The organism is Mycobacterium leprae TN, from assembly GCF_000195855.1.
Classification (GTDB): Bacteria; Actinomycetota; Actinomycetes; order Mycobacteriales; family Mycobacteriaceae; genus Mycobacterium; species Mycobacterium leprae.
On the sequence record NC_002677.1, the window covers coordinates 3,112,835 to 3,137,234 of the forward strand.

Below are 24,400 nucleotides of genomic sequence, written 5' to 3' on the forward strand. Positions count from 1 at the left end.
GCGAAAAGACCGGGAGCTCTGGGAAACCCGCCGGCTCTGGCGACTGGGGCACCAGCAATGCCATCGCGAGTACACCACCCGCCAGACCAGACCCCTCGATCTACTCGGGTAGTCGGACGTTCGTCCAACCAGGTAGCAATTCGCCTGGCGTGAAAGGCTGGCGCCGGATGCGGTCAGTATTGGCGAAGGCTAACCGCAGACCGCGCCGACCGTCGCCGAACTGACGAGCTTGACGTACTTGGCAAGCACACCGGTGGTGTAGCGTGGCGCAGGAGGAATGAAATCCTTTTTCCGAGAGGAAAATTCGACTGGATCGACCAGCACATCGAGGGAGCAGCCGACAACGTCTAGCAGGACCCGGTCGCCGTCACGCAGGAATGCGATTGGTCCCGCTTCGACAGCTTCCGGCGCGATGTGTCCTACGCAAAAGCCGGTCGTTCCGCCAGAGAACCTGCCGTCAGTAAGTAGCAGAACATCTTTGCCTAGCCCGGCACCTTTGATGGCACCGGTGATGGCTAGCATTTCGCGCATCCCCGGGCCGCCTTTCGGGCCTTCATAGCGGATAACCACAACATCGCCTTTGGCGATGGTGCCGTCCTTGAGTGCGTCCAACGCGGCCCGTTCTCCGTCGAAAACCCTTGCAGTTCCTTCGAACACATCGGAGTCGAGTCCAGCCGTCTTAACCACCGCGCCATCAGGTGCCAACGATCCACGCAGGATCGTAATGCCTCCCGTCGGATGAATTGGATTATGCAACGTGCGGATCACCTGGCCATCCGGGTCTGGCGGGGCAATGGAGGCTAGGTTCTCGGCCATCGTCTGACCGGTCACCGTCAGGCAATCACCGTGCAGTAGACCTGCGTCCAGAAGTGCTTTCATTACCACCGGCACACCACCGATGTGGTCGACGTCGAACATCACGTGCCGGCCGAACGGCTTAACGTCGGCTATATGCGGCACCTTAAATCCGATCCGACTGAAGTCCTCGAGCGACAAGGTGACGTCGGCCTCATGGGCAATGGCCAGTAGATGCAGGATCGCGTTGGTCGAGCCACCGAACGCCATCACCACCGCGATCGCGTTCTCAAACGCTTCCTTGGTAAGGATGTCGCGAGCGGTTATACCGCGACGCAGCAGTTCGATGACGGCCTGCCCGCTACGCCGCGCGAAGCCATCACGGCGACGGTCTGTTGCCGGCGGCGCAGCGCTGCCCGGCAAGGACATACCCAGCGCCTCTGCTGCGCTGGCCATAGTGTTGGCAGTGTACATGCCACCGCATGCCCCCTCGCCGGGGCAGATCGCCCGCTCGATGGCGTCGACATCAGCGCGGGGCATTAATCCGCGAGAACACGCGCCGACCGCTTCGAATGCGTCGATGAGCGTGACTTCGTGTTCGGTGCCGTCGGAGAGCTTGGTTCGTCCGGGCAAGATCGAGCCGGCGTAGAGAAATACCGACGCGAGGTCGAGACGTGCGGCGGCCATCAGCATTCCGGGTAGTGATTTATCGCAGCCAGCCAAAAGCACTGAGCCGTCGAGGCGCTCGGCCTGCATTACGGTTTCGACGCTGTCCGCTATAACCTCGCGCGACACCAGCGAGAAGTGCATCCCCTGGTGCCCCATCGAGATGCCGTCGGAAACCGAAATTGTTCCGAACTCAAGCGGATAACCGCCGGCCGAGAATACCCCCTCCTTGACCGCCTTGGCCAGGCGGTCCAGCGAGAGATTGCAAGGTGTGATCTCGTTCCATGATGACGCAACTCCGATCTGCGCCTTGGCGAAGTCGTCATCGTTCATGCCGACTGCGCGCAACATGCCACGAGCAGCGGCCTTCTCCAGGCCATCGGTAACGTCGCGGCTGCGGGGTTTGATGTCAGGGGGCATCATCTAAGTATGCGCGGCGTAAGTGTGCCCAAAATCGGCGGGTAATACCCAGTTGGGGTATGAGGTATGCTAGATCATCGGCGATCGCGCCGAAGTTGGCAACCAAGGTCGATCGTAAGCCAGATGTTGAGCGCGGTATTAGGTTGGCTTGGCGAGGGACTGAATGAGGATACGGTGCGGGAAGATGACAATCGCTACGGATATTCGCAGCAGAAGGGCAACTACGCTAAAAGACTGCGACGTATCGAGGGACAAGTGCGGGGCATCGCGCGTATGATTGATGAGGACAAGTATTGTATCGATATCCTCACCCAGATCAGCGCTGTCAGTAATGCATTGCGGTCGGTGGCGCTTAATCTACTCGACGAACACCTGGAATACTGCGTCAGCCGTGCCGTCGCCGAGGGAGGCAGTGAGGCCGAGGACAAATTTGCCGAAGCCTCGGCCGCTATCGCACGCCTTGTTCGTTCCTGATCTGTGCTTACAGTGGGGGACGGCGTGACCCTGCGCGGCACTAGTTACCCACAAAATCGACAAACCTAGCTGAAACTACAGCCCACCTGGATGGCTACCGCTACCACCGTCGGCGTACGACCTTGGAAGCCCCGGATTGCTACGCAATTTGCATTACTGTCCGCAGCGGCTTTTCCTTATATATCACCGCAGAACTTTTGCCTGTAGAGACGATATCGATGGTCGCATGGAATCTCAGCTTAAGCTTGTTACTAGTTGCCCCAGTATCCTGGTATGCGCTGTTAGCGGCTCTGACGACCATTCCCGTTAGTGCGTCGGCCCATCGAGGCATTATCTACCGCAAGCGCCGGTTGATAACGGTGATCATGCTCACGCCGGTAGGCGTCACCGGCCATCGCTCCGCGGGGACACTCACCGGCGCAGACGACCCCGACGGTGCGTCAGGGCTGTAGGTGACGGCGGATCGAGTGGGGCTCATGGCAGGTAGATTATTATATTAGAGCGCAGCGTGGCGCTGATGCTGTTGGTCTCGGCGGCCCTGCCCTTGACCTCCGCCGGTAGCTGTTGGACGTCCCGGCGATCACGTCACACGACGACTGAACTTTGCAGTGACGTGAATTAGTCGTCCATTAGCTTTCCCGGGGTCACGAAATTAGGTAACTGGTCTGCGCACTATGCCACACTGGCAGGCGTATTTGACTAGAAGGGATGCATGTCGTCTCATCAGACGAGAGAAGCCGTGGGAAAACCTGCTTATCTCCTCAATTGGTATCGGTGCTTACGTTAGTGTTCAGCACCGGCATTGCCTTGGTGAATTTGGGACTCATACTATCGGCGACCCAAGTGTGGCCCCTATAGCCGCTAACGCCCTACCGTTGCCGGGCTGGTTGGCACCATCGACGCCGAACCCGTTGGTCCTGCCGGTGGCCACTTGGTCCAGTGGCCGGAACAGGATCCGTCACCGTTTATCGAAGGCGCTATTCTGGCCACCGGCATTCAATCCAATCAATGATGCGATGGCCGATGTGGCCAAGCCGCTCATCATCGACTTCTCGGGGCCAGTCGATTACGCTGGAATGGCCGAAAGAGCCATCCACATTTCGTCGCCTCCACCTGTGTTGGGCAGGTAGTACTATAGAAATGAGCCTGATTCGGTTTCGTTGACACCAGATCAACTTCTGGCCCGCCAACCACCGCGGTGAGCACCGCTGCGAAGGTACCGCGTCGCAACGATGCTGGCAAAGGTTCGCGCTACGGGGTTATATGCAGTATGCTGTCTCTAAACAACACATAAGTACCTTCTGGAGAAGGCAATGCCGTAGGTGGTTACGAATTCCCCGGCGTATGGAAATTTCGGTTAACTCGTCGTGGGGCTACAAGGTGACGGTCACCGGCGCCGTCCATATCGACAACAGCGGTAATTTCGTGCACCGTGGTCGTTCAACGATCAGGGCGTGCTCAATGTCAGCCATAGCTGCATCAACTTCAGCCTCAGCAACGCTGAGGTGATTCCTACGACAACTTTAGTAGCGGCTATCCCGTTGTAGGGAAGAGTTCTATCTAGAGTTACACACAGAACTACGGCGCGCAGATGGGTATATGTGACGGTCACGCGGTCCAGTACACAAAATCCACTCTTTGTAAACACCCGAATTCTGTCCAAATCTATACACCAAAAACTATCGATGTCGTCTTCGTTTTTTCGGAAAATTTTGGAGGATTTTCCGCCACGCTTGAGGAGTTCTCTTACCAGACAATAGGAGCACCAATGTGCAATTAAAAGTGTTGATAATTGGTCACGGGGGCAGTGAAAAACTGACATTTATAGCCATTGGTGTGGACTGCTATACTTGCAATAAGGAGTTTCGATTAGACTACTACCAGAACAATCGTGCTCGCCTGATCTCGCCGAGGGATCGGTGTTCGTGGGATAAGAATCCGTAAACGTAGCAGAGTTTATTCGGGGTCTCCTGGTGTCGGGCGAGATTGTCAAAGACCAGGCCTGCGCGATGATTGTCACCGGCCCTGACGTCACTGACAACGCAATGATGGCGGACTTTCATCTTTTGTGGGTACGCCCCAGCTCTGTCGTTTGGTTTCTGGCCGCCCTGGCTACTATCCTGGTATAGAAAAGCTTTTGTGACGAAGTATTTTTTATGTTGAGCACGTACATGATGCCATCGACGTCCGCGGTAATCTGCAAACTGTCTCAGTCGCTGACTACGCGCCGCACTGCTGTAAGGACAAAGAGCTGTTACGGATCACCGTGCGTCGCATGTGCACCGCATCCAACGTTGCGGTGTTCGAAGATATCATGATTCATCAAGTGTAGAACAGCATGCTGTGCTCGTATCTGAACAAGTTTATATGGATACTCACCGGAAATTTCGCGAAAAAGGGAAGCCAACACCTGCATTCGTCCTTCGTTCCGCTGTTCAGCACGGACTTTGGCTGTACGCTAGTCACCGGATCCCCATCATTGTGGGGATAACATCCTGCCGCTGCCGTCTCCGAGGAGATCCTTACTGCTCGAACGGGCCGATTCTGGGCCATAATCGTCGAAAGCAGCAGTACTGCCCATTCGCTGGCCAATTCGGCCTCCTGCCGCGAGGCGTTCCAGGACCTGGAACTGATGGTGGCTGTCGACGTTGCGCTGACCGAAATTGCCCCTATGTGCTCCCCACGCTCTCGCAATTCGAGAAGCTACAAGCCACGTTCTTCAATTGCAAGTTTCCGCACAGCGGCTTTCCACTGCGTAGTTCGCTGTTGGAAAATTTGCTAGAAACACTGTTCGCACCAACAGATTGGGATCAGCAGGTGTGGATCACTTGGCGGCATCGACGACGTGGCCCTGCGGCCGCTACGAGATGCCGCCAAGCAGGACCGTCGCCTATATCGAGGCGTTCTTGGGGTAGTGGGTCAGTCCCTGACTGACTGGATTGGTGTCATCTCGATGCCGTTCGGTGTGCCGGCTACGCCGACGACAATGCGCTGTTACACGCGATCCTGGCCAGCCCGTCCAGAGTAACATCCACCATCCATAACATACCAGGCTGACTTCACTTTTGTTAGCCACGCTGACCATAAGATCTTCTTGGAAATCTCTGAAATGCTGGACTAGTTACAGGAGCTAACTAAAACACCGTCTCAGCTGACAACTTCGGCGTTTCCTGCAAGTGCCTATCGATGGGCAAGTGGCGCGCCTACACGGCCACCGCACATGTCTCCGATTCGTCTTGGGGCAAACGGGATGCTGACGGTGAGGTGCGTGCCAGCATCGAAGATGCGCACGCTATCGGACTCGCCGGCGGGTGAGGACACGCCCGGATCACAACTGCAGCAGGAAGCATCGACGCGACCGTCGAAATCACCGAGACAATAAATTCCCGAACGGAATAAGCACGGAATAATCGTTGCCCAACGGATTTGGGCTCGACTACACCGTCGCCAATGACCACAGTCGCACCCCGGGCGTCGCCCCGAACATACTGACGTCCACCAAATCGCTAGACTTCTACACGCTAGTATGCCCTGGCACAAGTATGTTCCCGGGCTGATTGAGGGGCTGGGAGCAGTCAGTTCCAGATCCTGACCCTGAGCTGAGGTTCCAGGAACAGTGCGTCGTCTTCATCTACGTCAAAGGCGTCGTAAAAGGCGTCAACATTACGGATAACGCCATTGCACCGGAACTCTGGCGGTGAATGCGGATCCACGGCTAACCGTCGTATTGTCTCAGCGTCTCGAGATTTGGACCGCCACATCTGTGCCCAGCCGAAAAACACGCGCTGTACGCCGGTGAGACCGTCGATAACAGGAGCTGATTGGCCGTTCAGCGACAGCTGGTAGGCTAGTAGTGCGATGGACAGCCCGCCCAGATCGCCGATGTTCTCACCGACGGTGAAAGCGCCATTTACGTGGTGGTCGTCGAGCCCCCGAGGGGTGTACACATTATATTGCTCGATGAGCGCCTTGGTGCGAGTGTTGAACTCGGTGCGATCGTCGTCAGTCCACCAGTCGATCAGATTGCCGTCGCCGTCGTATTTGGCTCCCTGGTCGTCGAAGCCGTGCCCGATCTCGTGTCCGATCACTGCCCCGATCCCACCGTAGTTGACGGCGTCGTCGGCCTCGACGTCGAAGAACGGCGGCTGAAGAATAGCTGCGGGGAAAACGATTTCATTCATTCCTGGGTTGTAGTACGCGTTGACCGTCTGCGGCGTCATAAACCATTCGTCACGGTCCACCGGACCGCCGAGCTTGGCCAGCTCGCGATCGTGGTTGACTGCGTACCCTCGTTGGCAGTTGCCGTAGAGGTCGTCCCGGTCGATTACCAGCTGAGAGTAGTCCCGCCACTTCTTCGGGTAGCCAACCTTGGCGGTGAACTTGGTTAGTTTGGCCAGCGCGCGCTCTCGAGTCTGTGGCGTCATCCAGGCCAATTCGCTGATACTGATTCGGTACGCTTGTTGCAGATTGTCCGCCAGGGCATCGACGCGGGCTTTGGCGTGCAGCGGGAAATGTCTTTGCACGTAAAGCTTTCCGACGGCATCGCCCATTAGGTTCTCTACCAGCGAAACCCCTCGTTTCCAGCGGTTACGGATTTGCTCGGCGCCGGTCAGCAGGCGTCCATAGAAATCGAAGTCCGCGGCAACCAAGTCGTCGGTCAGCCAGGGGGCGCGGGCGCGGATCAATCGCCAACGTGCCCAGCACTTCCAGTCTTCGAGGTTAATAGTTTCCCACAGTGCAGCAAACGCGGTGAGATAATCAGGTTGGCGCACAACTAATTCAGTGACTGATTCTGGCGTATTGCCCAACGCGGTCACCCAGGCGGACCAGTCGAAGCCCACACCGTCGCTTTGTAGTTCGGCGAACGTGCGCAGGTTGTAGGACAAGTCGGCGTCGCGGCGCTTAACCACGTCCCAGTGCGCGTCGGCAAGTTTGGTCTCCAACGCCACGATGCGAGCAGCGGTTTTGGCGTGGCATCGGGGATCTTGGTAGCGTTCGCCCCGATACACCAGAGTGAACATTCGTGCGATGTGTTCAGGGTAGGCTGCCAGCACCTCGGCGTGCTGATCATCGTGGAAATAGGACTCGTCGGGCAACCCGATGCCTGATTGGCTGAAGTGCAGCAGGTAACGGGTCGAATCTTTGGAATCGGTATCCACATAGACTTCGACGCCGCCGCCCATCCCGGTGCGTTGCAACGCGCCAAGGACGGCGGCCAAATCGGAGGTATCGGTGGCGTTATCGATCAAGGCCAACTCCTCCAGCAGGGGTTGGGTCCCTCTGCGTTCAACGGTTTGCTCGTCGAGGAAGCTGGCGTACAAGTCACCGATGCGCTGTGCGTCGGCCTCCGCGGTCTCCCCTGCGGCGGCTGTCCCGCTGGCTTCTGTGATCAAGTCGCGCACCTGCTCTTCGGTTTGGTCGAACAGGTGGCGGAAGGCTCCGTCGGTCGACCGGTCGGCGGGTATCTCGTATTCGTATAGCCAGCGGCCGTTTACATGACCGAACAGGTCGTCTTGGGGTCGGGTATTGGCGTCGACATAGCTGAGGTCGATGCCCGAACGGATGGCCTCTATATTCACGACGCCATCCTTGCATTTTTTCAACTACAGCTCGAGACGGCCCGAGACCGTGCCTACTCGTGAACTGGCCTAAGACGCCGGGTACCCTAGCGGCCATGCCTGACGAGGAGCAGACAGAGCTACCGGTCCACAAAGAGTTTGCCGGGATTGCCGACTACTCCGATCCTGGTCTCTCAGACGGTTCCGTCTTCTCGCAGTACGGTATCGCATCAACCGTTCTTGCGGTGCTGTCGGCGGCCGCAGTTGTGTTCGGCGTCGTCATTTGGCGCGCACACCATGATAACTCGGCTGAACGTGCTTACCTGACTCATGTGATGCAGACCGCGTTCGACTGGACGGGTGTGCTGATAAATATGAACACCAGCAATGTCGATGCCAGTTTGCAGCGGCTGCATGCCGGAACGGTCGGAGAACTTAACACTGATTTCGACGCCGCCGTTCAGCCTTACCGGAAGGTGGTTGAGAAGCTGCAGACACAAAGCAGGGGCCAGATCGAAGCGGTAGCGATCGAGTCAGTGCACCACGACCTGGATACGCAGCCCGGTGTAGCGCATCCCGTGGTGACCACCAAACTGCTACCTCCGGCGGCCCGTACCGACTCGGTGATGCTGGTAGCGACATCGGTCAGCGAGAACGTAGGAGGCAAGCCAACGACGGTGCACTGGAGCTTGCGGCTCGATGTCTCCGATGTCGATGGCAAGCTGATGATCTCTCACCTTGAGTCAATCCGATGAGAAACCGGTGGCGGCTACTGGCATTCGACGTCGTGGCACCGCTAGTCGCGATCGCTGCGCTGGTGATGATAGGGGTGGTACTGGACTGGCCAAGGTGGTGGGTGTCGGCGTGCTCGGTGCTGGTGTTGCTGATTGTAGAAGGTGTCGGGGTCAATTTCTGGCTGCTGCGCCGTGATTCGGTTACCATTGGCACTGATGATGACGCGCCCGGATTGCGTCTAGCAGTCGTCTCAGTGTGTACTGCTGCCCTGTGCGCGGCGGTGCTCATCGGATATATGCACTGGACTTCCCCGGACCGCGACTTTAGTCTGGATTCCAGAGAAGTAGTGCAGATCGCCACGGGGATGGCGGAGGCCATGGCGTCGTTTACCCCGAGTGCTCCGACCAGTTCCATTGATAGAGCAGCAGCAATGATTATGCCTGACCAGGCGGGCGTGTTCAAGGAGCAATACCGAAAGTCCAGCGCCGATCTGGCCCGGCGCAACGTTACTGCTCAAGCCTCCGTACTGGCGGCCGGAGTTGAGGCCATTGGGTCGTCGGCGGCCAGTGTCGCGGTGATTCTGCGGGTAACCCAAAACACGCCGGGTCAGCCACCCAGTCAGGCGGCACCCGCAGTGCGGGTGACATTGATCAAGCGCGGCAGTGACTGGCTGGTAACCGACGTACTATCGATCAACGCCCGCTAGGTCGGCGACAATGTGCAGTAGAGTGCGGTGCTAGGCGGGATACTTCCTGCTTGCGGGGGAGAGCCGGGCACTTCGGCTTTAGTCGCTGTTGGCCGAACGTGCGGCCTTGACCTTGACGAATCGGTCCGACACCCGGCGCATCCGGACCATCAATGCGGCCGACGGACTGGTGCTGCCGTCCAGGTAGCTGGCCAGACCCTCGGGCGCCACACCGATGCGGGAGGCGAATTCTTGGTGCCCCAGGCCAGAGCGATCAATCAGCAGTCGCACGTGGCGGGCAACTTCAGCGCGTTCGTTGATCTCGAGGTGGGTGCGAGCGCGTTGCAGCACCTCACCGAGCGCTTTGCAAATGCCATACGGCCGTGTGCCCTCGAGGACTTCTTCCACCTGGTGGGCCGTCCGTCCGTATGGATCGTGTTTGACTGCGGCGGTAATCAGCTTCCAGATCTCGATGCTACCGGCGTGCAGTGCCGAGCGGATGGCGGCAGTAGACCAGAACTCCACCGGCTGATCGGGGTCGTAGCGACCCTGGTCTGCCGCAGGCTGCTCCGGCGGCGCTGCGGGGCGTCGGTGGTCGTCGGCCAACGTCACCTCGCCTCCTCGAGCATCGCTACAGCCACTGACAGACAACGCTGCCTGACGTCCTGCCATTCTGCCTTGTTATCCGGATCAGACCACTGATCTTCAGTGAGGTCAACGGGATGGGGGTCCGAGAGCCGACGGACCAACTGGGTTGCCATCCATTGCCGCATGGGTAGTTGACAAGAGTAATATCTATCTAGCTCGGTTAGCACTACGGCCGCAGTCTCGGGCTCTATCGCATCGACCATGTCAGCCAATTCGGCGTAGTCGCGGATGCTGTTACGACACATGATCAGATAGCTCACCAGGCGTAGCGTTTCTGCGCCTGTGGGGATCAGCAACCGATCGCCGGTGGGTAGTTGGACGTGAGCGGTCTCCACCGGGCTGCACCGCTGGTAATTTGGTTGATCGGGGGCGTCGGCTTGCACGGCTATATGCGCCTCCAGCGCGTCGATGGCGACTGAGAACCGGCTACGCCACAAAGTGAACGGATGAACCGGCCGGTCAGACCAGGGCATTACTCGCGTAATGCTGTTGCGGTGCGTCAAGCCGATGACAAGATTCCTGGCCGTCCAGTGACCGTTGGTTCTGGTCACCGGGCCTACCTGAGCTGCAGTAAGTGCCGCGGTGCTATCGCTGGCTTTACCCATTGCGGGGTCCTCTTCTGATTCTTGCGTAGCAGCGCCTGGCAGAACCCGGTCGGATCGTTTGTTGTTGCGCCCACACCCGGTGAAGGCGAGTGGGTCGGCCACGCAGATTGCGTCCGGCGCCAGGTTCTTGAGCTTCGCCGCCAACTTGAGCACCATCCGCAGGTCGCCACAGGGCACTTTGGTTGCTGAGATGTCAGCGGGGAGAACTACGATCTCATTGAGATCGACCGGCGGGAATGGCTTGTCGAAGTCGACGGCGGGTAAGGCCCGGGACAACCAGCGGGGTAGCCACCAGTTCCATTGCGCGAACATCGCCATCAGCGTCGGTACCAGAACCAGTCTCACCGCAGTCACGTCAACCGCGATCGCGACGGCGCACGCCACGCCGATCTCTGCCACTAGCGGCATGCCGGCGAACGCGAAGCCGACGAACACCGCGATCATGATCAGGGCAGCGCTGGTAATAGTGCGTGCGCTGGTGCTCACCCCGTAGGCGACCGCGTCGCGAGTATGCCCGGTTTGCAGGAAACGTTCCCGGATGCGTGTGAGCAGGAAGATTTCGTAGTCCATCGACAACCCGAAGGTCATCGCCAGCACCAGTGGGGGAACCGTGCTGTCGATCGAATTGATGTGTGTGAAACCGAGGTTCTCCAGCCAGCCCCACTGGAACACCATCACCAAGCTGCCATAGGCGGCGGCCACCGACAACAATGTCATCAGCACGCCTTTGAATGCTAGGAACACCGAGCGGATCGAGATCAACAGCATCACGAACGCGATCAGTGCGACGAAGACCAGCATCAGCGGCTCCGTCTTGGCCACCCGGTCATCAAAGTCGTTGATCAGCGCGGTCGGTCCGCCGACATTTACGTGGGCCGCGCCGGGAACCTTAGGAAGCTCCGTACGCATCCAATCGACGGTTTCTCGGGCGCCCAGGTCCTCGGGATCGACCGACAACACCGCACCTAGCAACGCGCTGCAATTATTGTCGGCGAATTGCGGTGGTGCTACCGACATGACGTTCTTAGCCTGTAGCATCCTGTTGCGGATAGCCCCGATTGTCTGGCGGTGTTTGGGTGATGATGCTTGAGTGTTCGGGTCGTCAGGAAAGGTGATCAGTACCTGAACGGGCCCCAGTGCGCCTGGACCGAGCGCTTGGGCCGCGGCCGCCACTCCCGCACGGATCTCGTGCGAAGAGTTGAACTGCCGCAGCAGGCTGTTGCCCAACATCATCGATGTCACCGGCGTCGCCATGATAATCAGGATGGTCGACGCCGCCGACGCCGAAATCCACGGCCGGTGCATCACCCACCCCACCCAGCGGGTCCAGAACAGGGACTGGGTGCACTCCGACCGCTGCGACCAGTGCATCAGCACTGACCTTTTGACAGCAGCCCGGCCGAACGTGGCTAAAGCCGCGGGTGTCAAGGTAATCGATGCCAGCATAGCGATAGCAACGGCCAGAATCGCTCCGGTCGCCATCGACTTCAGCGCCGCAGTGTTGATCAAATAGATTCCGGTGAGCGAGGCGATGACGGTCATACCGGACAGCACCACCGCGAGCCCGGAAGTAGCCATCGCGGCGTCGACAGCTTCCTGTGGTTGCCGACCGGACCGCAGCTCCTCGCGAAAACGCATCAGGATGAATAAGGAGTAGTCAACGGCCAGAGCGATGCCAAACATCGACACCGTCGAAGTCACGAACACCGACATGATGGTGTGCATCGACACTAGGTCGACCAAGCCCATGGTGACCACGACGGTGCAAACGCCCAAGGCTAGCGGAACTGCCGCGGCGGCCAGCGAACCAAATACCGCGAGCAGGACGATCAGAATGATCGGCAGGTTCCATCGTTCCGCTTCGGCGATGTCGTGCTTGCTGTTGGCCGCCACAGCGGCACTGAGTGCTCCCTGCCCGATAACATAGAGTCGCACTTTGCCGTTGGCGGTCCGCCCCGCTTGGTCGCCCTTGATACCTACCTTGGTGCGTAGTTGCTTGGCGACATCGCTAGTGACCGAGTTGCGATCATCCAAACGCAGTGACACACCATACGGCCGATCGGGTCGCGGCGGCAGCTGGGTGGGGTTGGGCACTTCCGACACGCCAGGGAACTCGCTGACAATCCGTCTTAGCAGTGCGACAGCGTCGTTCATGTCCTGGTAGCTGGCATCCGAGCGGGGAGCAGCCACCAAGGCCAACGAAACAGCTCCCTGGTCGGGATATTGCTCTTGCAGCTGATCGTGGACCAGCAGCGACTGTGACCCGGCAACTTCGAACCCACCACCGGTGAGCTTCCCCGACTGCGTCATCGCCAAGTAGATTGCCGGGACCAGAGCGAGTAACCAGCCTGTGAAGACCAACCAGCGGAACCGACGCAGGTAGCTGCTCAGGCGCATCATCAACTGCTGGATTTTTTCTCTCCCCGCCTTCTCGCTCTGTGCATGTGCAGGTGAGCGTACCGCAGCATGCTGTGGACCGGATCGACTGATCGGCAGCTAAGTTACGGAGGCAACGATGCCGATAATACTGATGTGAGTCTACGGGTGAGTGGGATTTTAGCCATCTGTGCTGGCGGCGGCTTGCCGGTGCGCGGGGTGTGGGCCGGGCAGGTGGCTGCGCGTGCGTCAGGGGACACACGCCGTAGATAGCAGCTGTTTGCAAGTAGTGCTGATTCGGCGTACAGCCGCAAACCGTAGGAATTATCCATGAACACAGGTATTGCGGACCAGGTATCGCAGGCGATAGGTCTTATGCAGTCGGTGCAGGGGTGCCGCGCCCGCCGGGCCTGCCTGATGGTTCCATCGCTGCGGCACTATCGTTTGAGTGACACTCAGGCCATATAGCCCATCGTGAACGTGCTGCTCCCCGGCCCCTTGTGATCACAGCAAGTCGGCTAATTACCGCCATCTGCCTCCTGACCCGGAGGTGGTAGAGGTGGCAATGAACTTCAAGATAATCGCAGGCGGGTCTGCTAAAGATGCGTTCCGAGGTGGTGATCTATCTGTGTGACCGCTAGTCGAGCGGTTGGTCAGGGTTACATCCTAAGTCGTCAGGGTCGGTGACGTTCTCGGTCCGGAACATGAAGAAGAACACTACCCAGCCGATAGCGGCGATGAGTAACCAGCTGATCAGCCTGTAGATCAGCATTGCCGAAATGGCACTCGGCAACGACATGCCGCTCGATACCAGACCCGGCACCAGCACCGCCTCGACGACCAACAAGCCACCCGGCATAAGTGGTATCGTTCCAACCGCGCGAGCGGCCGCGTAGGCGACTGTTAACCCGGCAACTGAGGCATGGTCGCCCGCAGCGTAAGCGGCGAAGCCCAGGCAGGCCACGTCGGCGATCCAGTTGAACAGTGACCAACTGAATGCCATCGCCAAGTCGCGACGGCCCAGGCTCACCGATTCGAGCTGAGTGAGCGTCTGGCGCCACTTATCCAGGCCGGTATCGGCCGATTTGCCGCGTACCGAGTTAACCCACGACAAAACCCGCCGGCCGATCCCTTCTATCAGCTCCGGTCGCGACGCTACTGCCTGGGCCAGCAGCAACAACGTGACGAAACCGGCCAGTGCAAACAATAACGAGAACGGGTTGTTCTTCGCGCCCAGAAAGAAAGCGCCTCCCAACGCGAGCAGCGCTAATCCCACCGCCTGCAACACACCCGACATCACCAGCTGCCACGACGCCACCACCGTGGACGCACCCCAGATGCGCTGTTGACGGAGCAGAAACGTCGCCGACAACACCGGACCGCCCGGCAGCGTGGTGCTCAGCGAGTTGGCAGCGTAGAACGCGGCTTCGGACCGCAATTGCTTTACGTTCACCCCGGCGGACTTCAGCAAGGTACGCTGAATTTGGGCAAAGCTGTGCACTGCTGCGGCCGCGGCCAGCACCGCCGCAAGCAGCCACCACCAGTTCGCTTCATACACACTCGTCCAGGCCTTGGCCAACTGGTCCCATCCCAGTGCCAGCTCGACAACAAGAACGATGGCCACGAGACTGAGGACCACCCACCGCACCCACCAGTATTTGCCGGGCGGAGCCTCGCCACCACCAGCAGGCGACACCCCCACACGCTGGAGGAGTCTACGAACAGGGGCGGCATGTGACACATATTTAGACTAACCGTGCATATGCGATCTTAATCGTAGCGTATCTTCGACTGTGTCAGGGTTGGTCTAGAGTCGTGACTAGATCGTGCTAGCTCACTGTGCCTCTTGTGGGGCTGGTTTTCGGAGGCCTGGTAAAAGCGGTTGGGGCCAGCCAGAGGGCCGGCTAGGGTTGGTGGATGTTGGCGAAGCGTCGGTTGTGCCTCGGGTCCGCAAGATCACGGCCGGGTGTGGTGTTTGCTAGTCATGTTGATGTCGGTGATCGCTTTACTAGTTATTACTAGTTGGGTGCTGAAAAGCTTGAAGTCATCGTTGTGCCGGTGCTGTTGGCGTTAATGATCAGCGCGTTGTTGGTGCCGGTGTTGAAATGGCTGGACGTCCAAGGTCTGCACCGCGGTATCGTTGTTGGTCTTGCTGGGCGGATTCGTGATTCCTGAGCGGCATTTGAACATCTGTAATCAGCCAAGTCGTCGTGGGGGTTGCCCAATCTCACCGAGCAGGTGACCCACAGTATCGAAAACACCCGCAGATGGTTGATCGAAGATTCGGCGCATTCGCAGGGTGAACAGATTGTCGACAACGCGGGCAACGCTGCGATCCAGGCGCTGCACAACAGCCAAGCGAAGTTGGCTTGCGGGTGCACGGGCCATTGTGGACGTCATCACCGAGTTGGTTACGGCGGCTGTGCTGGTGCTGTTCGCGCTGATTTTCTTCCTGAACGGCGTCCCCTATCTGGCAGCACGTTGCCAAGATTTTCCCGGTTATTATCTGCGACAAGATGCTGGCGGCAAGTCGTGACTATACCTTGCCCATGCTGACCCGGTATCCGGGTCACTGAATCGGATGCGTGCTGGAGACATTTCTGGTGGCCAGGACCGGCGCAGCCGGGGTGGGTGCAGTGTTGGGCAGCCATGGATGTGCCACTTGCGCTGCCATCGGCTTCACGGTGTTTTCGGCGGCTTAATCCCGCTGTTAGGTCTGTTATCGCCGATTTTTGGCCGTGGTGGTCGCCTACTAGCTCGACAAGGGAATCGTCTACGATTTAATCACGCTAGTTTTTGCTTGTCCCGGTAAACCAAGTCGAAACTCGTGTGCTGCGACCGTTCGTTATGGGTCCGGTCGGGATCGTTAACCGCCGGGTGGGGCTGGCTTTTCCACCGGCCCAGCTGCGGGGATCGTCGGTACTGCTGGCTCCGGATCCATCCGCCGTGGCAGGTCAGCAGACCGACGCTGATGGGGCGGCCTCAGCCAGGTGAAACCGGATAACCCCAAAGAATGCTAAATGCTAGGAGTGAGGCTCAGAGTCGTCCCTCGCGGCGCAGCAGATCCTGCGCACTAATACCACCACCGGTGGCGCGGCGGTGCTGGCGCGAATTATCGCCTTGTCCTAGGGCGTTTAACTTCTCGGTGGCAACTTCGGAATCGTTGTCCTGTGGCCGCATGATCGGCAGAGCTGTTGTGGGTTCGGCTGTCTCGCTCGCATTGTCGCTGGAGCGGTTCGCCGGAACCGGCATGGCCCGCGTCTGACCGGAGGCCGGTGACGGGGTTGGTAACGGATGTCGCGTTGCAGCGAGCGGTACGGCTTGCACGCCTTGGCTGCTGGACACCGCTGCAGTGGTCGGGGCGTTGCCAGGTACCGACAGACGGGTCGTTGTCGCTTCCACCGACTGGCTCGGCCTCATCTGTATCCGCGCGGTGCTTGCGCCAGAAGGCAGTTCCTGAGGCCGTTTGATCTGCGGCCGGCTCGCCAGGCCTGAACGTGCCCGCTGCGACGGCTCCAGCGTGGCGGGGTGAGTAGGGCCACGCGGTACTCGCGACGCTGGAGCGGCTAGGCTAGCCGCTGTGACCGGAGGCCGAACGGGACGCCCGCTGACAGTCGGCCGCCTGCGCTCGTCAGGCAGGTGAATTTCGCCCAGCCCTATGCGGTTCTGCAGGAGCCGAGCCCAGCGAGGAGCCCACCAACAGTCGTCACCAAGCAGTTTCATTACCGACGGCACTAAGAACATACGCACTACGGTCGCGTCCAGCAACAGCGCTGCCATCAGCCCGAAGGCCAGGTACTTCATCATTACCAGGTCAGAGAATACGAACGAACCGGCGACCACGGCAAGGACCAGCGCTGCCGCGGTGATGAGCCGGCCGGTGGACGCGGTGCCGATCCGGACGGCCTCCTGGGTCGACATGCTTTCTGCGCGCGCCTCCACCATTCGGGATACTAGGAACACCTCGTAGTCGGTTGCCAAGCCATAGCCGACCGCAACGACGAGAGCGATGATCACCACCATCAACGGTGTCGGCGTGAAGTTCAGCCATTTGGATAAGTGCCCGTCGACGAAGATCCACGTCAGGATGCCCATCGTGGACCCAAGTGTGAGTGCGCTCATCACCGCGGCTTTGATCGGCAAGACGAACGACCCGAACGCTAAGAACATCAATAGCATTGTGGTGGTAATCAGCATAATGACCATCAGCGGGGCCTGTGCAACCAGGCTGTGAATCGAATCCTGCTCGAGTGCCGGGGTGCCACCGACCGATACCGTGAGGCCTTTTGGTGGCGTGATGCTGCGTAGCTCGTTGATCTTCTTCGACGCGTCATTCGGATTGATCAAGCCATTCTGCAGGACCCTGACCGACGGATCCTTCGATGCGCCCGGCGCCACGGTGCGCTCTTGCCACATGTTCACGTAATTGTTGTCCGGCTCGATGAACCCGCTGATCGCCATCGCTTTGCTACGAATGTCAGCGATTTCCTGGTCCGTGACGGGCTGATGGTTGCTGGTCTGGATAACCAGCGTTAGCGGATTGGTGCGATACCCCGGGAAGAGCTGGTCGAAATGTTCCTGTGACTGCCGCACCGCGTTGTTGGGTGGCAGGTATTTTTCACTCATGCCGCCGAATGAGAGGTTGCCCAGCGGTATAACTAGCAGGATCATACCGATAACGATCGGTATGGCGAAAACTAGGGGCCGCTTCATCACGAAGTTGACGAGCTTGCCCCAGAAGCCAGCTTCGACTTCTTCGCGGGTCTTGGTCTTTTGCAGGCGGTCCGCGAGCCAGTTGAGACAGGCGTGCGACATCCTCCAGTTGCGTAGGAGAGGCACCCGGAACAGGGTCCGCACGCCGAGTGCGTCAACATGTTTGGCCAAGATTGCCAAGCATGCAGGCAGCAGCGTGATCGACAATAAAGCCGCAAGTGTCACCGCTGCGATAAGAGCATAGGTCAGCGACTTGACAAAGCCCTGCGGTAGCAGTAGCAGGCTAGCTCCCGATGCGGCAATAAGCACCGCTGAGAATGTCACCGTGCGCCCTGCCGTCATCACTGTGCGTCGCACCGCAGCTTCGGTATCGTAGCCTTCTGCTATCTCCTCGCGAAACCGGCTCACCACGAAGAGACCGTAGTCCACCGCGATGCCCAAGCCAATCAGCGAAACCACCGGTTGGGCAAAAAAGTGCACTGGTCCGAAGAGTGCGATGAAGCGCAGGATGCCTAGTGCACCCGCGATGCTCAGGCCACCCACCATAACTGGCAAGCAGGCTGCAATTACGCCGCCGAACACCAAAAACAACACCACTGCCACCAGCGGCAGCGCCAGGACTTCCATCCGCCGTTGGTCGGTGGCGATGGTGCTGGTCAAGGCGTTGGCGATTGGGTCGAGGCCAGCGAGCTGGACGGTACCACCGTCCAGTTTTTGCAGGTCCGGAGCTATGGCTTTGTAGTTGTTGAGGATGGTGTCGTCGTCGTCCCCCTTAAGGGGTATGGACACAAACGTGTACTTTTTGTCCGGGGTGGCCATGCCCTGAACAACCGTGTTGGTCGTATCGGATGCGCGCAAGTAGCCGGCCCATCCCGTCACCTTATTGGAGTTGTTTCGCTGGAACTGGTTAAGTTCATCGGTGATCTTCTTCGCCCATGCCGGGTCATTGACGGTTTTGCCGTCGGGCGCATGGAAGATCGCCACGATGTGGCCGCTTCGGTCCCGGCCATAGACCTGGTCACCAAGGATTGAGGCTTTCACCGACTGACTACTGTCGTCGTAGAAACCACTCTGCGTGACGTGCTTACCTAGGCTCAGCCCGAAAACTCCGCCGCACAGGCACAGAGCGACCGTGATCCCGATTACGATGAATCGGTAGCGGTACACAGTTCGACCCCACCAGGCGAACACGTAAGCTCCTTACTGGATCTGTAGCGACCCGCGCAGTGCCTTTTCGGTTTTTCAACGCGCCAGTGTCACACACTCGAGTTTAATAACGCAGCCATCGGCCGGGAAATGGCGCGCACCACTCCCCTTGTGCAGGCAGCGAATCTAGGCTGATTCGCGGCAATGACTCTCGGAAAACACCCGCGATGTCCTCCAGGTCGGCGAACTCTAAGATAGCCGACGCTAGCGCCCAACTAGTGTGTTCACGAAATCCGATCATTTGAACATCGATTACGGCGTGCGCGGTTCTTTCCAGTGTTTGGCGTAACGCTTGACTGTACGCGGAGACCACCACCTGCACTGCCAGCCCTTCGTTGTACCGCCCCTTGATACGGCCCAGCATGTGGCTGTCTTCGTCAATTTTCGGCTTGACGAAAATTACAAATTCCACGTTACGTAGCGTGTCCACCCAAAGCCGAACCACGTCGGCGCTGGCCTGCGCTATGTTGGTGAACATAGTGCCCTTCAGTCCGATCGTGCTGTCTGGATAGCCGACCGCGACTTCTGTATTACAGGTGAATAGCCAGCGACCTAGCGCATCGAAACACGGACGTTCCAGGGCGTTCCGGTGGTGGTGGTCCACAATGGCGTCCAAGCCCATATCGAGGTTGGGCGCATCCCATATCAGCATCACACACCTGGCTGGGGGGGCGAAGCTAGCCCGAGCCTCGACGCAGTTGCCGGATCGTGCCGTCGGTGCAGGCGGCTCCGGTGTTTCCAGGACCGCCGCAACGGTTGCTTCTTCGGTCACTGGGATAGTCATCGGTTTATCAAGATCGATTGCATTGCTTTCGAGATCAATTTCGAGTTTTCGGCAAATCAACTTCACTTTTTGCAAATCAACTGCGTTTTTTCCAAATCAACTCGGTAACGACGTTGCCGGCATGCTGCGCTTTCGTTTCGTACTTGGTGGTTGGGCGAACGGTTGAAATTGGCAGCTGGGTTCTGCCATCAGCACGACTCAGCAGTGGCTCGCCGTCGCCGAATTTGGCGATTTGTTTTGCGTAGTCGGGGTGGTCCGTCGCGGTGTGCAGGACCCCACCGGGGAGTAGCCGGTCAGCGATCAGTTCAACCGTGGCCGGTTGTAGGAACCTGCGTTTGTGGTGGCGAACCTTCGGCCATGGATCGGGAAAAAAGACACGAACACCGGTCAGCGACCTTGGTGCGATAAGGTACTGCAGCACGTAGAGCGCGTTCCCATGAATCATACGGATGTTGTGCACCTGGTCTCGGTCGATCGCGCACAACAGCTGCGCCAATCCGCGACGGTAAACTTCTACTGCGATCACATCGATGTCGGGTTCGTGCTGCGCCATGGCCAGCGTTGCAGTGCCGCTGCCGCAGCCGACCTCGAGTACCACTAAGGTGGAACGCCCGAACCACGCTCCGGTGTCTAGCCGCTCGGCGCTGCGGGTTTGGGACACCGCCGAAATGCCTATTTCCGGCCACAACCGCTCCCAGGTCTGCCGCTGGGCGTGTGATAAGGCGGAGCGTCGCTTACGAAAAGCAGTGGCTGGTAGATGGCGTGCCACACCACTTTGTTCGAAGCCAGGCTCAGAGTGGTTTGTCTCACGCGGCTCTAACGACGGGTGCGAGTCCGCTCCGCAGCTTGGGCTAGCTGGGTTCCGCGCCGTTACAAGCGTGTCGAGACGTAACCTCACCCCGGGTTGTTCATGCATTTGTCCATGGTGGCGTATGAATCCTTAACGTAGCCGCCCCTGGCCCAGATTGATATCCAACAGTTGCTTTCAACTGGCAACGATAGCTCACATCTCGGCAACGGAGGTGCGACCATTCGGTAGTGTGTGATCGGCCTCCAGCAAACTAACCTAGCTGGGCGATGAAGCAGAATTTGCGACCTGAGAAGAAAAAACGGCAAGGGGTCAAGAGGATCGGGCTAATTGGTTCGGGCCAGCGGGGACGTGACAGAACGGGGGCACCAGATTTTTGTCGGCGCCCTGGCTGACGATCTTGCCGCCCATCTGTCGCGGGTGGCGCGCTGGCAGCGCTATAGCATCGGAAACCTCGGTTCGTTGAGCGAGCTGCATCGTTAATGCGGCTCGGATATCGTCAAAGAATCGCTACGGTTCTGGTCTTGGGCTGCTGCGCCCGGTGGCGCTATAGAGTAGCGGTTATCAGCGCAGCTGACGAGACCCGGTCGCCCTGTTTGCGCCGCGGTGGCAGCGGCCCGAAGTTCATCAATTCATTAATCGCCGTGAGGTGGTACCAGTTAAACTTAACCATGGATAGCCAGCGTAACTGGTGTGGCAGCGTCGCTAAGCGAACGCTTGCCGCAGCACAAGTTCATCGAGTTGACCTACCAGGGGCACGGCGACGCTCCGCTGCCGCTGTTGTTTGTCGTTTCTGCAGTAGCTGAACTGGCGGAATCGGATTGTGTGCTGCTCAGGATGACGGACGACGGGCCTGATTTTCGGTGAACCACAGACCGACGATTTGGTAGATGCCGTGCTTGTGGACTCTCCTCGGGCGGACCAACACAATGGCGCGCTGGGCCATAGGCCAAAGCCTGGTGTGGGTATGGGGTGACTCGTCGCGTGCAGCACGACCCTGCGGGAGCGGAGCCAATACTAAATCCGAGCCGGATCATTAGGTTGTGCGGTCTGATCCAGCAGGCTTGGGTCCAGTTGTCTGACTTTGCACGCGATTGTTGTTCGTCGGCGTGCGGCTAGTTAAAAACACCGTATAATAGACATAATAGACGGTTTTATCGTTAATAAAAGCTTAATAAGAACACCGCCGGTTTATCTCGGCGGTATATGGCCAGGTTCTGAAGCGTATACACGCGGCCAGGTCGTACAGATAAACGACGTTATCATAGTACACCCTCACCTCGCCAAGGTAGCTTAGGTGATGGGATGCCGTGTTGGTCCCGCTAGCCTTCGAAGTGTTGTCGGCGTTCGACGTCCCGGACCTGCTGCTGAAATTGCGGCGATAAGAAACTTTAGCGGATGATCTTGTTAGGTGCCGGATGTGGATTTAGGGGCGCCGTTGATCTTTGGATTGACTGGTGGCCGGTCTGGATTTGGGCTAGAGGCCGCATGGGTCAGTCCACGCTTGGTGGCCAGATTGGCTGTTAACCGTCGTGGTGGTCAACATCTGCGGTTTGTTACGTGACCGCGAGGTGATGGACTGACGGGTGGGCGACGTAACGCCGGCGCTGCGAGTCACGGTGGAAGAGCTGGTTGCGACTCGGGTACTGGCCCGAGTCGGCGTTGAGCACCGCGCCGGCGTGTTCGGAATAATGTCGGCAGCGCAAGCCGCGCTCGATGTTGTGCGTCCAGAATTGGGTGAGTTGCAAGCAGCAACAGCGGTTGGCGACAATTCCTAACGTTTTTCAGGCTGGCGAATCCTCGTTGTGAGGAGGCTTATACCTGCCCCGGCCTTCCGCAACAAGTTGGTCACGATAACCTGTACATCTGTACATAACGCGTTTGTGTTGGCAAATACAGGCGAGTGCATCAACAACCACGAGAAGCCGACGAAATACGTAAATGAATTCAGGAGAGGGAGACTTCGATGACTTCAGCGACTATTCCCGGTCTGGATACCGCTCCAACAAACCACCAGAAGTTGCTGTCGTGGCTAGAGGAGGTCGCTGAACTGACACATCCTGCCCAGGTGGTTTTCGCTGACGGTTCCGACGAAGAATGGCAACAGCTCACCGAGCGACTGGTAGCGGCGGGCACCTTCAAGAAGCTGAACGATGAAAAACACCCCAACTCCTACCTGGCGCTGTCCGATCCCTCTGACGTGGCGCGGGTGGAGTCACGGACCTTTATCTGTTCCGAGCGTGAGATCGATGCCGGACCCACCAACAACTGGATGGACCCCGCTGAAATGCGGTCTACCATGACCGAGCTGTACCGCGGTTGCATGCGCGGCCGCACCATGTGGGTGGTGCCCTTCTGCATGGGTCCGCCGGGTGCTGAGGACCCGAAGTTGGGCGTGGAGATCACCGACTCCGAATACGTTGTTGCGTCGATGAAGGTTATGACTCGGATGGGCACATCCGCCCTAGAGAAGATCGGCGACGACGGGTTCTTCGTCAAGGCCCTGCATTCGGTGGGCGCCCCGCTACAGCCGGGTCAACAAGACATGCCGTGGCCGTGCAACGAAACCAAATACATCACCCATTTCCCGGAGACCCGCGAGATCTGGAGCTACGGCTCCGGCTACGGCGGCAACGCACTGTTAGGGAAGAAGTGCTACTCGCTGCGAATCGCCTCGGCGATGGCCCACGACGAGGGCTGGCTTGCCGAGCACATGCTGATCCTTAAGCTCATTTCCCCGGAGAACAAGGCGTACTACTTCGCGGCGGCGTTCCCGTCGGCCTGCGGCAAGACCAACCTCGCCATGCTGCAACCGACAATCCCGGGCTGGCGCGCTGAAACTCTCGGGGACGACATCGCCTGGATGCGATTCGGCAAGGACGGCCGACTGTACGCGGTCAACCCCGAGTTCGGATTCTTCGGCGTCGCACCGGGCACCAACTGGAAGTCCAACCCGAACGCCATGCGCACCATCGCCGCGGGTAACACCGTCTTCACCAATGTCGCGCTCACCGACGACAACGACGTATGGTGGGAGGGCCTGGAAGGAGAGCCTGCGCATCTGATCGACTGGAAGGGCAACGACTGGTACGCTGGGAAGACGGAGACCCCCGCGGCACATTCGAATTCGCGCTACTGCACGCCGATGTCGCAGTGCCCGATCTTGGCGCCGGAATGGGACGATCCGCGGGGTGTGCCGATCTCAGTCATTCTGTTCGGCGCCCGCCGCAAGACTACAGTGCCGTTGGTAACGCAAGCTCGCAACTGGCAGCACGGCGTTTTCATGGGAGCCACCATGGGTAGCGAACAGACCGCCGCAGCCGAAGGCAAGGTCGGTACGGTTCGGCGCGACCCGATGGCCATGTTGCCATTCATGGGCTACCACGTCGGCGACTACTTTCAGCACTGGATCGATCTGGGCAAACACTCCGACGAATCCAATCTACCGAAGGTGTTCTTCGTCAACTGGTTCCGCCGCGGCGAAGGCGGCAAATTCTTATGGCCGGGCTTCGGCGAGAACAGCCGGGTGTTGAAGTGGATCGTTGACCGCATCGAGCACAAGGCAGGCGGACAGGACACCCTGATCGGCATCGTGCCGACCGCCACGGACCTGGACCTGGACGGACTCGACATCAGCAGCGACGACGTTGCCAAGGCTCTCGCGGTCGACCCCGCCGAGTGGCGCAATGAACTGCCGTTGATTGAAGAGTGGTTCGAGTTCGTCGGCGACAAGTTGCCCTCTGGCATGCAGGATGAATTCGAAGCACTCAAGCAGCGGCTGGCAAAGGAGGACTAACAGCCAATCGTGTATCGTCGCAACGACTTCGATAGGTATACTACACCCGATCCGGGGCCGGCTACCGAGTTGTCCAGATTCGAGAAAGCGCATCACTTCAGCGACAGGCAGCTGCAGTCGATTAGCCGGTC

General features: G+C 58.8%; 18 protein-coding genes and 3 pseudogenes. 13 read left to right on the forward strand and 8 right to left on the reverse strand.

Annotated features, from left to right (window positions below):
* Positions 1-189 precede the first annotated feature (189 nt).
* Positions 190-1,884 carry a dihydroxy-acid dehydratase gene (gene ilvD, locus ML_RS13330; RefSeq protein ID WP_010908989.1) on the reverse strand — a complete coding sequence of 565 codons (1,695 nt, stop codon included), beginning with the start codon at positions 1,882-1,884 and terminating at the stop codon, positions 190-192.
* 120 nt (positions 1,885-2,004) lie between these two features.
* Between ilvD and ricR the strand changes: the two genes are divergently transcribed.
* The 4 genes from ricR to ML_RS17645 all read left to right on the forward strand — a co-directional run bounded on the left by ricR (position 2,005) and on the right by ML_RS17645 (position 5,670).
* Positions 2,005-2,355: a copper-sensing transcriptional repressor RicR gene (ricR, locus tag ML_RS13335; protein ID WP_172591936.1), complete on the forward strand. Its 351-nt coding sequence runs from the start codon at positions 2,005-2,007 to the stop codon at positions 2,353-2,355.
* Positions 2,356-2,573: 218 nt separating this feature from the next.
* Positions 2,574-2,807 carry a hypothetical protein gene (locus ML_RS13340; protein WP_041323521.1) on the forward strand — a complete coding sequence of 78 codons (234 nt, stop codon included), beginning with the start codon at positions 2,574-2,576 and terminating at the stop codon, positions 2,805-2,807.
* A gap of 1,521 nt (positions 2,808-4,328) precedes the next feature.
* Complete coding sequence (locus ML_RS13345) at positions 4,329-4,484, forward strand: hypothetical protein (RefSeq protein ID WP_156511972.1); 156 nt, start codon at positions 4,329-4,331, stop codon at positions 4,482-4,484.
* Positions 4,485-5,541: 1,057 nt separating this feature from the next.
* Positions 5,542-5,670, forward strand: a complete 129-nt coding sequence (locus ML_RS17645) for a hypothetical protein (protein ID WP_269147040.1) — start codon at positions 5,542-5,544, stop codon at positions 5,668-5,670.
* A 260-nt stretch (positions 5,671-5,930) separates the two neighbouring features.
* On the opposite strand, the gene ML_RS13350 is transcribed toward ML_RS17645, so the two are convergent.
* Positions 5,931-7,934, reverse strand: a complete 2,004-nt coding sequence (locus tag ML_RS13350) for a M13 family metallopeptidase (RefSeq protein WP_010908991.1) — start codon at positions 7,932-7,934, stop codon at positions 5,931-5,933.
* 95 nt (positions 7,935-8,029) lie between these two features.
* Between ML_RS13350 and ML_RS13355 the strand changes: the two genes are divergently transcribed.
* Both ML_RS13355 and ML_RS13360 read left to right on the forward strand, forming a co-directional pair.
* Positions 8,030-8,668, forward strand: a complete 639-nt coding sequence (locus ML_RS13355) for a hypothetical protein (protein WP_041323526.1) — start codon at positions 8,030-8,032, stop codon at positions 8,666-8,668.
* Positions 8,665-9,354, forward strand: coding sequence for a hypothetical protein (locus ML_RS13360; RefSeq protein WP_010908993.1), 690 nt, complete (start codon positions 8,665-8,667; stop codon positions 9,352-9,354). Before ML_RS13355 ends, ML_RS13360 begins: the two co-directional genes overlap by 4 nt.
* Before the next feature lie 78 nt (positions 9,355-9,432).
* Here the strand turns inward: ML_RS13360 and ML_RS13365 are convergent, their stop codons facing one another.
* The 3 genes from ML_RS13365 to ML_RS13375 form a co-directional block, all read right to left on the reverse strand.
* Complete coding sequence (locus ML_RS13365; RefSeq protein WP_010908994.1) at positions 9,433-9,945, reverse strand: hypothetical protein; 513 nt, start codon at positions 9,943-9,945, stop codon at positions 9,433-9,435.
* A complete protein-coding gene (locus tag ML_RS13370; protein WP_041323530.1) occupies positions 9,942-12,986 on the reverse strand; it encodes an MMPL family transporter in 3,045 nt (1,014 codons plus the stop codon). Before ML_RS13370 ends, ML_RS13365 begins: the two co-directional genes overlap by 4 nt.
* Before the next feature lie 613 nt (positions 12,987-13,599).
* A complete protein-coding gene (locus ML_RS13375) occupies positions 13,600-14,703 on the reverse strand; it encodes a lysylphosphatidylglycerol synthase transmembrane domain-containing protein (RefSeq protein ID WP_172591937.1) in 1,104 nt (367 codons plus the stop codon).
* A gap of 281 nt (positions 14,704-14,984) precedes the next feature.
* Here ML_RS13375 and ML_RS17025 point away from each other — a divergent pair, with 281 nt between their 5' ends.
* The 3 genes from ML_RS17025 to ML_RS17035 all read left to right on the forward strand — a co-directional run bounded on the left by ML_RS17025 (position 14,985) and on the right by ML_RS17035 (position 15,956).
* Positions 14,985-15,137 (forward strand): hypothetical protein, encoded by a 153-nt coding sequence (locus ML_RS17025; protein ID WP_231846657.1) that lies wholly within the window; start codon positions 14,985-14,987, stop codon positions 15,135-15,137.
* 133 nt (positions 15,138-15,270) lie between these two features.
* The gene (locus tag ML_RS17030) at positions 15,271-15,498 is read left to right on the forward strand and encodes a hypothetical protein (protein WP_231846658.1); all 228 of its coding nucleotides are present in this window, start codon (positions 15,271-15,273) and stop codon (positions 15,496-15,498) included.
* A 260-nt stretch (positions 15,499-15,758) separates the two neighbouring features.
* Positions 15,759-15,956, forward strand: coding sequence for a hypothetical protein (locus ML_RS17035; protein ID WP_111481112.1), 198 nt, complete (start codon positions 15,759-15,761; stop codon positions 15,954-15,956).
* Positions 15,957-15,998: 42 nt separating this feature from the next.
* Here ML_RS17035 and mmpL3 read toward each other — a convergent pair whose 3' ends face one another.
* The 3 genes and pseudogenes from mmpL3 to trmB form a co-directional block, all read right to left on the reverse strand.
* Entirely contained in the window at positions 15,999-18,866 is a 2,868-nt protein-coding gene (mmpL3, locus tag ML_RS13385) for a trehalose monomycolate exporter MmpL3 (protein WP_010908997.1), read from the reverse strand.
* 65 nt (positions 18,867-18,931) lie between these two features.
* Positions 18,932-19,665: pseudogene (locus ML_RS13390) on the reverse strand (NYN domain-containing protein).
* A gap of 76 nt (positions 19,666-19,741) precedes the next feature.
* Positions 19,742-20,428: pseudogene (gene trmB, locus ML_RS13395) on the reverse strand (tRNA (guanosine(46)-N7)-methyltransferase TrmB); the annotation flags it as partial.
* A gap of 375 nt (positions 20,429-20,803) precedes the next feature.
* Here trmB and ML_RS17040 point away from each other — a divergent pair.
* The 4 genes and pseudogenes from ML_RS17040 (at position 20,804) to ML_RS13410 (ending at position 24,269) form a co-directional block, all read left to right on the forward strand.
* A complete protein-coding gene (locus tag ML_RS17040; RefSeq protein ID WP_156517103.1) occupies positions 20,804-20,956 on the forward strand; it encodes a hypothetical protein in 153 nt (50 codons plus the stop codon).
* Between the two features lie 109 nt (positions 20,957-21,065).
* Positions 21,066-21,307: pseudogene (locus ML_RS13400) on the forward strand (hypothetical protein); the annotation flags it as partial.
* A 752-nt stretch (positions 21,308-22,059) separates the two neighbouring features.
* Positions 22,060-22,251, forward strand: coding sequence for a hypothetical protein (locus ML_RS13405; RefSeq protein WP_041323534.1), 192 nt, complete (start codon positions 22,060-22,062; stop codon positions 22,249-22,251).
* 188 nt (positions 22,252-22,439) lie between these two features.
* Positions 22,440-24,269 carry a phosphoenolpyruvate carboxykinase (GTP) gene (locus tag ML_RS13410; RefSeq protein WP_010909000.1) on the forward strand — a complete coding sequence of 610 codons (1,830 nt, stop codon included), beginning with the start codon at positions 22,440-22,442 and terminating at the stop codon, positions 24,267-24,269.
* Positions 24,270-24,400 lie beyond the last annotated feature (131 nt).